This is a genomic window from Empedobacter sp. GD03739 (assembly GCF_029843245.1).
In the GTDB taxonomy this organism is placed as follows: Bacteria; Bacteroidota; Bacteroidia; order Flavobacteriales; family Weeksellaceae; genus Empedobacter; species Empedobacter falsenii_B.
On sequence record NZ_JAOCHX010000060.1, the window covers coordinates 1 to 15,674 of the forward strand.

17 protein-coding genes are annotated in these 15,674 nt (G+C 32.0%); 11 read left to right on the plus strand and 6 right to left on the minus strand.

Translation table 11 applies throughout. The features are described 5' to 3' along the window. The 4 genes from N5E64_RS14240 to N5E64_RS14255 all read left to right on the plus strand — a co-directional run. Positions 1-435 (plus strand): CC0125/CC1285 family lipoprotein (locus N5E64_RS14240; protein WP_280038056.1); only part of this gene is annotated, 435 nt, incomplete at its 5' end. A 17-nt stretch (positions 436-452) separates the two neighbouring features. Next, entirely contained in the window at positions 453-1,787 is a 1,335-nt protein-coding gene (locus tag N5E64_RS14245) for a Y-family DNA polymerase (protein WP_347881234.1), read from the plus strand. 12 nt (positions 1,788-1,799) lie between these two features. After that, positions 1,800-2,258: a LexA family transcriptional regulator gene (locus N5E64_RS14250; protein WP_038335683.1), complete on the plus strand. Its 459-nt coding sequence runs from the start codon at positions 1,800-1,802 to the stop codon at positions 2,256-2,258. 56 nt (positions 2,259-2,314) lie between these two features. Beyond that, a complete protein-coding gene (locus tag N5E64_RS14255; protein WP_147280014.1) occupies positions 2,315-2,776 on the plus strand; it encodes a hypothetical protein in 462 nt (153 codons plus the stop codon). A 32-nt stretch (positions 2,777-2,808) separates the two neighbouring features. Here N5E64_RS14255 and N5E64_RS14260 read toward each other — a convergent pair whose 3' ends face one another. Further along, on the minus strand, positions 2,809-4,197 hold the full coding sequence (locus N5E64_RS14260; RefSeq protein ID WP_280038057.1) for a hypothetical protein: 1,389 nt from the start codon (positions 4,195-4,197) through the stop codon (positions 2,809-2,811). A 294-nt stretch (positions 4,198-4,491) separates the two neighbouring features. Here N5E64_RS14260 and N5E64_RS14265 point away from each other — a divergent pair, with 294 nt between their 5' ends. Then, on the plus strand, positions 4,492-4,740 hold the full coding sequence (locus N5E64_RS14265) for a type B 50S ribosomal protein L31 (RefSeq protein ID WP_038335685.1): 249 nt from the start codon (positions 4,492-4,494) through the stop codon (positions 4,738-4,740). 133 nt (positions 4,741-4,873) lie between these two features. Then, the gene (locus N5E64_RS14270; RefSeq protein WP_115001213.1) at positions 4,874-6,046 is read left to right on the plus strand and encodes a proline dehydrogenase family protein; all 1,173 of its coding nucleotides are present in this window, start codon (positions 4,874-4,876) and stop codon (positions 6,044-6,046) included. A gap of 50 nt (positions 6,047-6,096) precedes the next feature. Here the strand turns inward: N5E64_RS14270 and N5E64_RS14275 are convergent, their stop codons facing one another. Then, complete coding sequence (locus N5E64_RS14275; RefSeq protein WP_280038059.1) at positions 6,097-6,405, minus strand: hypothetical protein; 309 nt, start codon at positions 6,403-6,405, stop codon at positions 6,097-6,099. Positions 6,406-6,474: 69 nt separating this feature from the next. Then, a complete protein-coding gene (locus tag N5E64_RS14280; RefSeq protein ID WP_115001209.1) occupies positions 6,475-6,786 on the minus strand; it encodes a hypothetical protein in 312 nt (103 codons plus the stop codon). Positions 6,787-6,934: 148 nt separating this feature from the next. Between N5E64_RS14280 and priA the strand changes: the two genes are divergently transcribed. Beyond that, the gene (gene priA / locus N5E64_RS14285) at positions 6,935-9,394 is read left to right on the plus strand and encodes a primosomal protein N' (protein WP_280038061.1); all 2,460 of its coding nucleotides are present in this window, start codon (positions 6,935-6,937) and stop codon (positions 9,392-9,394) included. A gap of 42 nt (positions 9,395-9,436) precedes the next feature. Here priA and N5E64_RS14290 read toward each other — a convergent pair whose 3' ends face one another. Genes N5E64_RS14290 through N5E64_RS14300 form a run of 3 tightly spaced genes read right to left on the minus strand, consistent with a single transcriptional unit; the run spans position 9,437 to position 10,724 of the window. Continuing rightward, entirely contained in the window at positions 9,437-9,811 is a 375-nt protein-coding gene (locus tag N5E64_RS14290; protein WP_125349102.1) for a hypothetical protein, read from the minus strand. A gap of 12 nt (positions 9,812-9,823) precedes the next feature. Then, entirely contained in the window at positions 9,824-10,171 is a 348-nt protein-coding gene (locus tag N5E64_RS14295) for a hypothetical protein (RefSeq protein WP_115001203.1), read from the minus strand. 52 nt (positions 10,172-10,223) lie between these two features. Then, positions 10,224-10,724 (minus strand): GbsR/MarR family transcriptional regulator, encoded by a 501-nt coding sequence (locus tag N5E64_RS14300; RefSeq protein WP_038335692.1) that lies wholly within the window; start codon positions 10,722-10,724, stop codon positions 10,224-10,226. Between the two features lie 173 nt (positions 10,725-10,897). Between N5E64_RS14300 and N5E64_RS14305 the strand changes: the two genes are divergently transcribed. The 4 genes from N5E64_RS14305 to N5E64_RS14320 are packed head-to-tail and all read left to right on the plus strand — an operon-like array spanning position 10,898 to position 15,288. Beyond that, positions 10,898-11,587, plus strand: a complete 690-nt coding sequence (locus tag N5E64_RS14305) for an ABC transporter ATP-binding protein (protein ID WP_135836687.1) — start codon at positions 10,898-10,900, stop codon at positions 11,585-11,587. A gap of 57 nt (positions 11,588-11,644) precedes the next feature. Further along, on the plus strand, positions 11,645-12,874 hold the full coding sequence (locus tag N5E64_RS14310; RefSeq protein ID WP_038335694.1) for an ABC transporter permease: 1,230 nt from the start codon (positions 11,645-11,647) through the stop codon (positions 12,872-12,874). After that, positions 12,874-14,130, plus strand: a complete 1,257-nt coding sequence (locus N5E64_RS14315; RefSeq protein WP_038335695.1) for an ABC transporter permease — start codon at positions 12,874-12,876, stop codon at positions 14,128-14,130. The genes N5E64_RS14310 and N5E64_RS14315 overlap by 1 nt, the downstream gene beginning before the upstream one ends. A 24-nt stretch (positions 14,131-14,154) precedes the next feature. Beyond that, positions 14,155-15,288: an efflux RND transporter periplasmic adaptor subunit gene (locus tag N5E64_RS14320; RefSeq protein ID WP_219034695.1), complete on the plus strand. Its 1,134-nt coding sequence runs from the start codon at positions 14,155-14,157 to the stop codon at positions 15,286-15,288. Positions 15,289-15,674: the final 386 nt, after the last annotated feature.

Below are 15,674 nucleotides of genomic sequence, written 5' to 3' on the forward strand. Positions count from 1 at the left end.
AATGATATGAAAAAATTAACTCAAATTTTATGTGCTGGAGCTTTCATTTTTGCTTTAGCAAGTTGTCATAACAGCAAGGCTGTTGCATACCAAAAAGATAATGGTACAGGCGGTTATACCGAAGAAAAGGTGAACAATGATACCTATATTGTTAGTTTTGATGGAAACGAATACAATAAAAAAGACAAAACGTTTGACTATGCTTTGTTGAGAGCAGCAGAAATTGGTCAGCGTAATAATTTTGATTATTTTGCAATTTTAAGTACGGTGAACGATAAAGTCTTGGAAAAAAGTAACAGCTATACAAAATTAGATAGTAATGATACGTGGCTGAAAGTACAATATTTCAAAAACAGTAAACCAATAAAATTTCAAACGGTTTATGAACCAGCTGTTGTAATAAAAGATTTGCATAAAAAATATAAAATTAAATAAGGATACAAACCACTCATTTGAGTGGTTTTTTATTTTTGAATAATTTAACATTTTCGATGACACAATGTGGCGTTTTAACTTCTCAACTTTGTATTATGTTCGCATTGATAGATTGTAATAATTTTTACGCCAGTTGCCATCGTGTTTTTCAACCGAAGCTTCTTCATCAGCCAATTGTAGTATTGTCTAATAATGATGGTTGTGTAATTTCGCGTTCTGCCGAAGCAAAGTTAGCTGGAATTCCAATGGGTGCGCCTGCGCATCAATTTCAACGTGTTTTTGAACAGAAAAAAATCAAAGTTTTTTCGTCAAATTATCAATTATATGCGGATATGAGCAATCGTGTAATGTCGATTTTATCGTTGTATTCGCCTGATCAGGAAATTTATTCGATAGACGAATGTTTCTTAAAATTGAATGGATTTGATCGTTTTGATTTGAAAAATTACGGATTAGAAATCAAATCTAAAATATATCAATTTACAAAATTGCCAGTTTGTGTAGGAATTGCTCCAACAAAATCCTTGGCGAAATTAGCGAATCATATTGCGAAAAAATTTCCAGAAGTTCATCAAGGGGTTTATATTATTCAGACTCAAGAACAAATCCATAAAGCGTTAAAATGGTTAAATATTGAAGATGTTTGGGGAATTGGTCGACGAATGTCGCGACGTTTGAGAATGATCGGTGTCAATAAAGCGTTGGATTTTGTACAATTAAAAGATGATTTTCTTCGGAAAGAATTTTCGATAGTAGGTTTGCGTTTGAAAAAAGATTTGTTAGGTGAAGCGGTGTTAGATTTAGAAGCGATTTCGGCAAAGAAAAGTATTGCAACGACGCGTAGTTTTGAAGAATATACCAACGATTTTGAATATGTAAAAGAGCGTGTTGCTACTTTTGCGGTTTCGTGTGCAGAGAAACTTCGGAAACAGAATTCTTCTTGCAATTTGGTTACAGTTTTTATTCAGACCAATAATTTTGATAGAAATAAACCACAATATTACCGTACAATTTCGGTCCATTTACCTTACGAATCGAATTCAAGTATAACGTTGTCCAAATTTGCAATTAAAGCGTTTGAGCAAATTTATAAAGATGGTTATGAGTACAAAAAGGCTGGAGTAGTGGTGTCTGGAATTGTTTCGTCAGATCAAAAACAATTATCGCTTTTTGAAGAAGAAAATCCAAATCACCCAGATTTGATGAAAGTCATCGATTTGTTGAACAAAAAATTTGGTGCGGCAAAAATAAAATTAGCTTCGCAAGATTTGAATAAAACGTGGAAAATGCGTCAAAATAATTTATCGCCTTGTTATACAACGAAGTGGAAAGATTTGTTGGTGGTGTATTAAACGATAGAAAAAATGAATGGAGAGATAAAAATGTTAGACAAAGAACTCAATCTTTTTGTGATAAATACAGATGGTGAGAAAAAATATATTCCGAATTTTGGTCATGTAAATGCTGGATTTCCTTCGCCTGCAGAAGATTTTGTAGATGACAAAATAAGTTTGGATGAACGTTATTTAACGCATCCCGAATCTACTTTTTTGATTGTCGTTGGTGGAGATTCGATGTATCCTGTTTATCAAAAAAATGATATTTTGGTGATTCGGACAGATCTTATTCCGTTGCATCACGATGATATTATTGTTTCTGTTAATAATGAAGATTATACGTTGAAACGCTTTGATAAAATAAACAATAAACTGATTGCGATAAATCTAAATTACAAAGATTGTGTTCAAATACACGAAAATGATGAGGTGGTTATTTTAGGAGTTGTTGGTGTTTTGGTACGAGAAATAACGAATAGAATTTAAATCTTTGTTGTAACTTTTTTATAAAACATGCATCTTAATAGTAAAGATATGATGTTATGAGAAAATTTATTTTATTGTGTTTTGCAGTGATGTTGGTGCAATCTTGCGTGACAATTTCAACTGTTTCGAATGTGTCAACGAATGCGTCAAGATATTTGAGTATTGATGGAATTTATAAAACAGAAGGAACAACATATTCAGCAACAAAAGTGATTAGACGAAATAATAATCAAATCGTTTTGGACTTTACACAAATGCAAGGAGAAGTTTATTATTTCTTGAAAACAAATCAAGATATAGAACTTGAATTAGATTATGAAGTGAAACAAAAAAATGGTTTAATGGATTTTTCGATTGTAGATTATACAGGAAAAGAATTAACTCAAATAGGTAGTGCTTCGAAAGGAAAAATGAATAAAAAAGAATCTATTCATTTAGAATCTTATAAAAGTTATAGAATCAATTTTAAAGGAGATGATTTTAAAGGAAAAGTATCTGTTCAGTTAAATAATAAATAAATAAGGTCGAGTTTTACTCGACCTTATTTATTTTATTGAAATGCTCCAATTGTAGGAGTTGTTCCTCGAGGTTGTCCGTTATAATCTAACGGATATTGTTGCGCAAAAGATATTTTTCCTTTCCCTTTAGCAGGTGATTCATTTTTCACAGCTAATTTATTTGCGAAATAATTTGTATTCTCAAACATCGGATCTAACGTAATACTTGCCAAGAAATTTGGCGCAGTTGTCACATTTAATACTGAAGTATCCGCATTGTGAATAACATTGGTGTCAAATAAATAATTGAAAGCCGCACCATCTTTTTTATCCAATAAAATAGCATTTGGCGTGCGTTCATTATATATAATACAATTTCCGAACGTTGCTTTAGTTAAAGCCGAAACATTTTTATCATTGTTTTCATTACTCAAGAAAAGTGAATAAGCAGGTCCAGCACCTGTCGCAAAATGGTAATAATTGGCAAAAGTAGAATGATAAAATTCGTACAAACCTCCATATTCTATTGCTAAAGTTGCCAAATTACTATTATTCATCACCAAATTGTAACCTGTAATTGTAGCGTTTGTAGCTAAAATTCCATACGATTGATTATTGACAATTTTAGCGTTACTAATATCTAATTTAGCATTATTTACGTGTAAACCAGTGTCAGCACCAATAATTTTTGCATAATTGATTTTCGATGTACTATTTGGAGCTAATTCGATTTTGTTCCATTGATCAGGAATCGAATCATATTTGTTATCATGACGCGCCGAACGAAATTTCACTTCTTCATTCAAAGCTCCATTTACCGTAAGTTTTGCATTGTTTCCAATCGTTAAACTTGCTCCTTTTTTGAAATAAACTTTTGCACCTTTATCAATTGTTAAATCACTTGTAACCGTTAAATTTCCATCAATTACTTGGGCTTCGTTTACATTCCAATTTGCAGAAGAAATTGTAGCATCTTTTGCATGAATTTTAGCTTTTTCTATCCAAGAAAGTAACTTAATTTTTTTAGAAGAATTGGTTGTTTCGAAATTAATTTCGTCATCGTAAAGTGGATTAAGAGGCGCTTCTTGTGCATTTACTTCAACAAAAATAAATAAACTATCTTTTTTGCGAATCGGCACATTTTCGAAACTTGTTCCTGCTTTTCCGTCTACATTTATATTGAAAAATGAATTATTTCCACGTGTCAAATATATTTTTGGAATCACGCGATCATCATTCTCAGGATTATAAATTTTAAGCAGATAGGTTTCAGATTTAGAGAAATTATATACGGTATCTACGGAAACGGTATCTTTGCTAAAGCGCAATTCAGAACTAATTGGATCATAGTCAAAATCATCGCGACAAGATTGAAAACCAATCAAAGAAGCAATACCAAGTCCGGCGATTAATGTTTTTACGTTCATAAAATTATGATTCATTATATAAGTTTAAACAGCAAATAATAGGTTTTATTGTAGATGGACAAAGATAAAAAATAGATTTTTATGAATAGATTCACCAAAAATATTTGTACGAATTACTAAAATGTTTATATTTGCACCACGAAAAATGTGTACAAGAAGTGCAGGTTTAATTTTAAGAAGCCCATTACACTCGAAATTAAATTTGCTTAATGTATTGTTTTAAATGTTTTTTCAATAAAATTGATTGTAACATTCTGTAAATAATATTATCTTTGCACTCCAATAAAGTTAACAAAGAAGATTAAAAAAATGAAAAAAGATATCCACCCAACAAATTACCGTTTGGTAGCATTCAAAGATATGTCTAACGAAGATGTGTTCATCACAAAATCTTGTGCTGATACTAAAGATACATTAGTTGTTGACGGAGTAGAGTACCCATTAATCAAAATGGAGATTTCTTCTACATCTCACCCATTTTACACAGGTAAAACTAAATTGGTTGATACTGCAGGACGTATCGACAAATTCAGAAGCAAATACGCTAAAAAAGGATAAGAATAGGCAACTATTTGCAATCTTTAAAATATATCAAAAACCTACAAGAATTTCTTGTAGGTTTTTTTTAGTTTAATCAGGTTTTAATTATAAATTTGTAACGTTATATTAACACAAAAAATAGTTAACTCACATGTCTTTATTCGACAATACACAGTTTGCTTTCGAATCGAAATCAGATAAAGATTTAAAGAAAGCGTATTACTTATACAAGTTAATCGGAAGCCCCGCATTGACAAGTTTTGGAACTAAGTTTTTTAATTTACCATTTGCGGTAGATATCCCATTCGTAAAACCTGTAATTCGTGAAACAATCTACAAACAATTTGTAGGAGGAGAAACGGCAGAACAAGGTGTGGTTGTCGCAAATGAATTATTTAAATATCACGTAAGTTCTATTTTAGATTATTCTATCGAAGGATTAACAGAAGAAAAACAATTTGACGAAGTTCGTGACGTTATGTTACACTTGGTTGATTTAGCAAAATCTAATCAATCAATTCCATTTGTAGTATTTAAACCAACTGCATTTGGTCGAATCGAATTATTTGAAAAAGTAGGGAAGAAACAAACGTTAACTGCAGAAGAAGAAAAATCTTGGGCTAATATTCGTCAACGTTTCGAGGCAGTATGTCAAAAAGGATATGATTTGGATGTTAATATCATGGTAGATGCAGAAGAAACTTGGATGCAAGGTTCTGCAGATGATTTGACTGACGAAATGATGGTGAAATATAACACAAAACGTGCATTAGTTTGGAATACGTTGCAAATGTATCGTCATGATCGTTTGGCTTATTTGAAAGAAATGCATGCAAAAGCAGAGCGCGAAGGATATTTCTTAGGATTCAAAATTGTGCGTGGAGCATATATGGAGAAAGAGCGTGCACGTGCGCAAGCCGAAGGTTATCCATCTCCAATTCAACCAAACAAAGAAGCTTCGGATAGAGATTATAATCTAGCGTTAGAATTTATTGCTTCTCATCACGAGCGTTTTGGTTTATTCGCAGGTTCGCACAACGAAGAAAGTTGCGAATTGTTAATCAAATTGATGAACGAAAACGGAATTGAGAAAAATAATCCAAATTTCTGGTTTGGACAATTATTTGGAATGAGTGATAATATTTCATTCAACTTGGCGCATTTAGGATACAATATTGCAAAATATTTACCTTACGGGCCAATCAAAGAAGTAATGCCTTACTTGGTTCGTCGAGCACAAGAAAACACTTCTGTTGCAGGACAAACAGGACGCGAATTGATGCTGATTGAAAAAGAATTAGAGCGTCGTAAAAAATCGAAATAATCGTATTTTATATAAAGCAAAAATCCACTCAATTTGAGTGGATTTTTTGATTAATTATTATTTTTCTTGATTCTAATCTTGCCTTTATGTTCATGATACATCATACAAGTTGCTTTATTTTCTAACTCTTTGCATGTTTTTTCGAAATCATAAATAACACTTACTGTTTCACCTTCTTTTTTGTCCGAAAGCATTTCATTATTACAAACCAAATAATCCTCTTTATCATCAACACGAATGTAAGTTCCTGTACAATCTCTCACAATTGTTCCTGTAAATAATCGATCGTGTTTGATATTTGTACTACAAGAAGATAGGGCTAAGGTAAGGAGAGTAGTTAATGTGAAAAGTAGTTTCATATTTTAATAAATTAATAATCATAAATATAAAGTTTTTTATAGTGTAAATAAATAGAGTTTAACTATATTTTAAAAACTTTTTTTATTAAAATTTAGAATAACCAACATCATCGAATCTTGTAAGGAAGTCACTTGATGAATAACTTTTGGAGGAAGAATATATTCGTCAAATTCTTTTAAATTGACAATCTCAATTTTTGAATCAATTTCTATTTCACCTTTCAGCATTAAAATTTTTGCATTTACAGGTAATTGATGATCGATTAATTTCAAACTTTTTTTTAGTCCAAAAGCAACAACACGCGTATCATCATTTCTGAAAATGATTTTTATAATTGGTTTTTCCGATTCCGAAATCTGATCTAAAATGGCATGTAACATAATGATAGTTTTTGAATTCTCTTAAAATTAGTATTAATTCTTCAAACTATCTGAAAATGAAATATTAATAATTTGTGAAATTTTAAGCAATTGTAATCTTCATTCTTAACACAAAAAAATGTTTAACTTGCGTTTTTAATCATATAAAATGACAACGAATTATTTTGCCGAAATTATTTTACCACTTTCATTAAATGGAACATTTACATACCATCTTTCTGAAATTGATTTACAGCAAATTAAAGTTGGTCAGCGTGTTTCCGTGCCTTTCGGAACGCAAAAATTATATACAGGAATTGTACATTCTATTCATCAAAATGCGCCAGAATTATACAAAACAAAGGCGATTCATGCTTTTTTGGATGATGAACCTTTGGTGACGCAAACGCAAATTAATTTTTGGGAATGGATGGCGAATTATTATATGTGTTCACTGGGCGATGTTTTTCGAAATGCTTTTCCTTCTGCATTAAAATTAGAATCTCAAACTTTTGTTCGATTAATTAATCCAAATTATGAAACAATCGAAGAATTAAATGATTATGAATTCTTAGTTTTTGAAGCGTTGAAATTACGCGAAATCATTTCGGTTGAAGAAGCAGCTTTAATTGTGGATGAAAAATCAGCAATTCCAACACTTAAATTATTAATTGATAAAGGTATTATTCGTTTAGATGAAAAACTCAACGAAAAATATACGCCAAAAATTGATAATTATGTCAGGTTACATCGAGATTTAAAAGGAAACGAAACTGCTTTTATCGAGATTTTAAATCAATTAAATAAAGCGCCAAAGCAGCGCGAAACTTTGTTGCAATTGATTACGTTAGAAACACAATTACAAGAAAAACCGCTAAAAATGGCAGATTTTGTAAAACAAGGTGCGACAAATGCAGTATTGAAATCGTTAGCAGAAAAAGGAGCAGTCGAAATTTATCAACATCAAACTTCTCGTGTAGAAGAACAAGAGAAAGATGTAACTGAAATTTCAGAATTGACCTTGAAACAAACTGCAGCTCTAAATCAAATTAAAGAAGATTTTAAAGATAAATCGACTGTTTTGTTGCATGGTGTAACATCAAGTGGAAAGACAGAAATTTATCTAAAATTGATGGAGCAAGTAATTGCGAAAGGAAATAAAGTGTTGTACTTATTACCAGAAATTTCTGTGACAACGCAAATTGTTCATCGAATCAAAAAACATTTTGGAGAAAGAGTAGGAGTTTATCATTCGAAATTCAATCAAAATGAACGTGTAGAATTGTGGCAGAAAACCTTGAATGGCGATTTTGATATTATCATTGGTCCACGAACAGCGTTGTATTTGCCTTTTGATAATTTGGGAATGATTATCGTGGATGAAGAGCACGAATCTTCTTATAAACAAATGGATGTAAAGCCATTTTTTCATGCACGCGATATGGCGATGTTGCTTGGAGGAATGATGAATGCAAAAGTTTTGTTAGGTTCGGCGACGCCTTCGGCTGAAAGTTATTATAATGCGAAAAATAAAAAATATGGTTATGTCGAATTAACTGAACGTTTTGGGAGTATAAAATTACCCGAAATTAATTTGATTGACCTCAAAAAAGCGCAAAAGGAAAAAGAAATTACAGAAGATATTTCGCATACACTTCGTGATGAAATTTTCAATCAATTGCATCAAAAAAAGCAAGTCATTTTATTTCAGAATCGTCGTGGATATGCGCCAATTATGGAATGTAATACGTGCGGTCATACGCCCGAATGTCCAAATTGCGATGTCAGTTTAACATATCATAAATTCTCTAATCAACTAAAATGTCATTATTGTGGTTATGCACAAGCAAAACCTTTGCGTTGCCCGAGTTGTGGTTCGCATGAATTGAATACAAAAGGTTTGGGAACGGAGCAGATAGAACAGCAAGTTCAAACAATTTTTCCTGAAGCAAAAGTTCGAAGAATGGATGTCGATTCGATGCGCGGGAAATTTGCGTACGAAAAATTGATCGAAGATTTTGAGAACAAAGAAATTGATATTTTAATTGGAACTCAAATGATTACAAAAGGTTTTGATTTTGGAAATGTTAATTTTGTTGGTGTTATTCGAGCAGATTCTTTGTTGAATTTTCCTGATTTTAGAGCGCACGAAAAAGCATTTCAATTGTTAACGCAAGTCTCTGGTCGTGCTGGTCGTCGTCAAGAACAAGGAAAAGTTTTGATTCAATCTTTTCAACCCGAACATCAGATTTTGCAAAATGTCACAACTTATAGTTATGCACCAACGATGAAGGATATTTTGTATGAGCGCAAAGAATTTTTGTATCCGCCTTATTCTCGGTTAATCAAGTTGCGTTTCAAGCATAAAAATAAAGAGCGTTTGGATAAAACAGCAGCTCAATTGGTCGTTTTACTTAAACCAAGTTTTGATGCAAAATGTTTACTTGGTCCAGAAGCGCCTTCGATAGGACGAATCAATAATTTGTATATTACAGATGTGATGATTAAAATTCGACCAAATCAATCGCCTCAAAAAGTAAAAGATTTAATTCAAGCAAAAATAGATCAATTGCATACAATTGCAGCTTTTCGTTCGGTACGAATTGATGTTGATGTTGATCCAGTTTAAAATAAAAACCTCCCAAAAGTTAACTTTTGGGAGGTTTTCTTGTTAAGATTCTAAACTTCTTAAATATTGTTGTTGCAAAGATCTACGTCTGCCTTTCATAAATAAGAAAAGGTTTAGCATCAACATTATTCCTAAATAAATGGCGAAACTACCAATTTTTGTACTTAATTTTACAATCAAATCTTCGGTTGTTGCGATAGAAGTCATGTAAACAATTAGCATGGCAAAACCGATATTCAAAAGATAAAAACCAATTTTGAATAATGAATTTGTTGCGCTTGCAATATCTTCTTTTTGATGGAAAATATCGTACATAAATATTTTTCCATTTTTGAATAAAACGTTAGAAACTGCGATTGTCATTAATATTGCCACTGGTAAGTAAACCAAATATGCAATTAGATTGTAATTTGTCATAATTTGCTGTGTTTAAGTGTTTATTTTTTTGCTTTTTCTTGCGATATAAATAATTGATAAATTAATAAAATGTAATATTCCGAGGATTAATAATATAAATCCAATTTTGTAGGACAATGAAGAAAACATGATGGTAATGGAGTCAACTTGTTCCCAGTTTTGTAAACTTATTGCCGAAAAACCTAAATTGACCAAATAGTATCCAATCAATAAAAGATTATTAATCGATTGACAAACAGAATGATTATCGATTAAGTTTGTCAAGTACACAAAACCAATTTTATACACTTTCCAACCAATAAAAATGGTGATGTAGAAAGTAATAATCAGATAAATGATATACGAAATAATATTATACATATTGAATTTTCAATAATTTTTGAAATTTGTGATTCAAAAAAATACGAATTGATTATTTTATCAAATTCGTGATTTTTCCTACCAACCAATGCTCATCAGATTTGATAGCAAGGTCCATTATATTATTGATTTTTGTCGAAACAGAAGATAAATCTTGTAATAATTTTGCAAATTCTTTTGCATCATCAGATTGATCGTCGATGTTTTTTAATGATTCTAAAAAATCAATTACCGGCTCTATTTCACGCTTTCTGCGTTCTTTTGTAATTTGTTTGAATAAATACCAAACATCTTTATCGGCAACAAAATATTCTTTACGTTCTCCTTTTATCAATTCTTTTCTTACAATTCCCCAATCCATCAAAGCACGCAAATTCATATTTGCATTTCCGCGAGAAATTTGTAATTCCTCCATAATTTGATCTGTAGAAATAGGTTCATTATACGTTAATAATAATGCATGAACTTGTGCCATAGTACGATTTATTCCCCAGTTAACAGCGAAAGTTCCCCAAGTTTGAACAAATTTTTCTTTTGATTCTTCTAATTTCATTGCAATTATTATTTACACAAATATATATAAATTTCTATACTTTCAAAAATTATTGAAAATTAATTTTGAAAAATATTTTAGCGCTATTTATAAGATAAATCTTAAACTTGCTTGTAACATTTTTCTGATAATTTCGACTTATCTGTTATCTTTATTGAAATTTACAATAATCTATGATATCTATTCGAGATTTAAATAAATCCTACATAATGGGAAAAAATAAACTTCACGTACTCAAAGGAATTAACCTTGAGATTGCGGAAGGTGAATTTGTTGCGATTATGGGATCTTCGGGTTCGGGGAAATCAACTTTATTGAATATCATTGGGATGTTGGACGAGCATGATACAGGTATTTATGAATTGGATGGCGTTAGAATCGAGAAATTAAACGAAACTAAAGCCGCTAATTATCGAAACAAATTTTTAGGATTTATTTTTCAATCTTATAATTTGATTGGTTTCAAAAATGTCTTAGAAAATGTTGCCTTGCCGTTGTATTATCAAAAAGTAAAACGTTCGGATCGAAATAAAATTGCGCTTAGTTATCTGGAAAGAGTTGGGTTGGAGCCTTGGGCTACTCATATGCCAAACGAACTTTCGGGTGGACAAAAACAGCGTGTTGCAATTGCGCGAGCGTTGGCTGCAAAACCAAAATTGTTATTGGCAGATGAGCCTACGGGAGCATTGGATACGAAGACTTCGCAAGAAGTAATGCACCTGATTCAAGAAATTAATGACGAAGGTAAAACAATTGTAATGGTGACGCATGAAGATGATATTGCAAATATGTGTAAACGTATTGTTCGTCTTAAAGATGGTGTAATTGTAAGTGACGAAAAAGTAGAACAAGTAAGAGTTTAATGATTTTCGAATCTCAAACTTCGTAAATCATAAATCAAAGAATCTTAAATATAAAATATGTTTGATACAGACCGTTGGAGCGAAATATGGTCGTCCATTGCAAGTAATAAATTGCGTACAGCATTGTCGGGTTTGACAATCGCTTTGGCGCTTTTTGTGTTTATTACATTGTATGGATTGGGAAATGGTTTGCAGAACGGGTTTCAACAAGAATTTTTCAAAGCAAATTCATTAAATATTACCGTTAACGGAGGTACAACAACAGAACCTTACAATGGTTTCAAACAAGGACGTACAATTGAATTGGATGTAAAAGATTTTGATTTTATTAAACATTCTTTTCCAGATGAAATAAAATCGATTGTAAGTACAATTTCGAAAAGTGATACGATTAGAAATGAAGCTAATTCAGGAAGTTATTCAATTACTGGAGTTTATCCAGAATATGAATCAATGATTAATGAAAATGTAACGCTTGGTCGATTTATCAATAAAAAAGATATGGAGAATCAGTCCAAATCAATTGTTATTGGACGATTGGTTGCGCAAGATTTTTTTCCAAATCAGATTGCGATTGGTAAGTATTTGCAATTAGGTTCAAGTATGTATCAAGTGGTTGGTGTTTTCGAAAGTAAAGATGGTGGTGATAATGCCGAGCGTGCTTTGTATGCACCTTTTACAACGTTTAGAACGATTTATGCTACAGATAAAGTATCATCGATTATTGTAACACCAAAAGATGGAATGGCTTTGGCTGACATTTCTAAACTTGCAAATGCAATTGAATATAATATAAAAGGTCGACATAATGTTGCACCTTCTGATTATGGTGGAATTTGGGTGCGAAATGCGGCTGATGCAATGGAAGATACCAATCAATTTTTCTTGATTCTGACAATTATTGTATTTGTAATTGGTGGAGGAAGTTTGATTGCAGGAATCGTAAGTATCGGAAATATTATGGTGTTTAGTGTAAAAGAGCGTACCAAAGAAATTGGTATTCGAAAAGCTTTAGGCGCAACACCAGCCAATGTTTTGGGACTGATTTTACAAGAAGCAATTATGATTACAATTATTTTCGGAGCAATAGGAATTGCTTTAGCGGCACTTGTTGTAGAAAATATTGGAGATAGCTTAGAAGAATATTTTATTTATAATCCAGGTGTAGAAACTAATTCGTTGGTAATGGCTTGTATTATTTTATTTGTTGCAGGAACAGTTTCTGGATTAATTCCAGCTTTGAATGCAGCACGTATTAAACCTATTGATGCTTTAAGAGACGAATAATGAACTTTATAAAATTTGTTTTTGATCCAGATGCTTGGAGCGAAGTCTACGCGGCGATTCGCAAAAATAAATTGCGCACTATTTTGACAATGATTGGTGTTGCATGGGGAATGTTCTTATTTGTATTATTGTTAGGAGTAACACGCGGTTTGCAAAATGGTTTTGACCGTAATTTGGCAAATGCCGCAACCAATTCATTATTTGTTTGGGGAGGGACAACATCGATGCCATATCAAGGATTTCAAAAAGGTCGCACAATTGAATTGAAAATGAGTGATGTTCGTCAAATTCAGGCTCGTTTTCCTCAAATTTCGTTGTTAGCACCTCGAAACTCTAAACCAAATTCAATATTAACTTACGGAACAAAATATAATTTTTACACGGTGAATGGAGATTATCCAGATCAAAACCGAATGTTTGGGAAAGATATTATTCAAGGTCGTTTTATCAATGAAGATGATATCAAAACTGAATCGAAAGTTTGTGTCATCGGAATTGAAGTTGCTGAACAATTTTTTGGTGATAAACCAAAACCTTTGGGGAAAGAAATCAGAATTAGCGATAGTTATTATACAATTGTCGGCGTTTACGACACACCTTCTTCGCCTGTAGAGAGTAAAGATCAAGTGTTTATTCCGTTTACAACATTTCAAAAAATATACAATCAAGGAGAAACGATTCAATATTTAAGTTTGAGTTTACCTAATAATTATGATATTGTAGCATTCGAAAAAGAATTAAAAACATATCTGAAACAAATTAAAAATATTTCGCCAGATGACGACCAGGGAATTGGTGGTTTTAATTTAGGTGAAATGCTTGGAAAGATTATGAAATTCGTAAAAGGAATGCAGTTCCTAGCGATTGTTGTAGGAGGAATGACATTATTTTCCGGGGTTATTGCGATTGCAAGTATTTTATTGATTACAGTTTCAGAACGAACAAAAGAATTTGGAATTCGAAGAGCATTAGGTGCAATTCCTGCTCAAATTCGAGGACAAATTTTGTTAGAATCAGTAGTTTTAACATTAATTGCAGGTTTAGGCGGAATTATTTTTGCAGCACTTTTACTAATGGTTCTCAACGAAATTATCATTCCATCAAATAAAAACATACCTTTATATAATGCGTCAATCGATTTGTTTACACTTTTTACAGCTTTAGCAGTGATGGTGATTATGGCAACTTTAGCGGGATTGATTCCTGCTCAACGTGCAATTCAAATCAAACCTATTGATGCTTTGAGAGATGAATAACTAAAACTTAACAGATATAGAAGAATGAAAAAATTTCTAAAGATTTTGATGATTGTCGTTTTTATCGGTGCTGTAATCGGTGTGATTGCATATTTCGGTAAAAAGAATAGCCAAGACAATGAAGTTTATGAAACGACAACGCCTTTTATGGGAAATATAGAGGTGAAAGCTGTTGCAACTGGTGAATTAAAACCGTTGGAAACAATTGAAATTAAGCCAAATATTTCGGGTGTTATAAAATCGATTAATGTTGCTGAAGGACAATATGTAGAGCGTGGTCAGTTGATTTGTGAACTGAAAGTTGTTCCAAATGTTCAGTCGTTAAATGCAGCTCGTCAGTCTATTCAAGCGGCTCAAATTACGGTCGATCAAGAACGTCGTAATTTCAATCGAACATCAACTTTATATAATCAAGGTGTTTTGCCTCGTGCAGATTATGACAATGCAAATGCGACATATAAGTCAGCTCAACAACAATTAAAAGCTGCCGAAAACGATTACAAAGTTGCGCAAACAGGTATTGCTCCCGGTTTGGAAGCTTATGCAACAACACGTATTACAGCAACTACTTCGGGAATGATTTTAGATATTCCTGTTGAGGTTGGGAATATGGTGCAAGAGATTAATAATTTCTCTACAGGTACTACTATTGCTACGATGGCTGATGTTAAGAAAATGATTTTCCAAGGAAAAGTTGACGAAGCTGAGGTTGGTAAATTAAAAGAAGGAATGAAAATTAATGTATCGATTGGTGCAATTCCGAACAAAACTTTTACAGCGATTCTTGATTTTATTTCGCCTCAAGGAGTTGCAACGAATGGAGTAGTTCAGTTCGAGATTAAAGCACCAGTTCAATTAGATTCAGATAACTTTATTCGTGCGGGATATTCTGCAAATGCTGAGGTTGTAACGCAGGAAGCAAAAAATGTATTGTTGGTAAAATCAGCGCATGTTCGTTACGACGAAAACCAAAAACCATATGTTGAGATTCTTACTTCTGGTAAAGGACAAGATGCAAAATACGAAAAGAAATACATCACTCTTGGAATTACAGACGGAGTGAATGTTCAAGTAAAATCTGGCTTGAAAAAAACAGATAAAATCAAAATTTGGAATACCGATTTGGAAAAAGATAAAAACGGTAACGGTCCACATTAATAAGATACAAAAGGAGAATAAAGCGTTCTCCTTTTTTTGATTCTGTCACTCCGATTTTATCAAAAAGCTTTTTTATAGAAACTTAATTATGATGTCATCAGCATCGTATCCATTATATTATTAACTATACTGAATAACTCATTCTCGCTTTGCGACAATTCCTCCCGAATAGTTAACTCAAAAGTATCCATTTTACTTTTCTTTTTGGTAAGAAAAGCAAAACGTCTAATCATTTTATGAAGTTAAAAGGCATTCTTGAGTAATTAACAAGTTTAATTTTCCTGTCGTTTCGAGCTTGTCGAGAAATCTATCCCGTTATAATTTAGTTTTTAAAAAGAGCTTTTCTCGTCAAAAATCTAATATCTCAGTTCTCATATCTAAACATT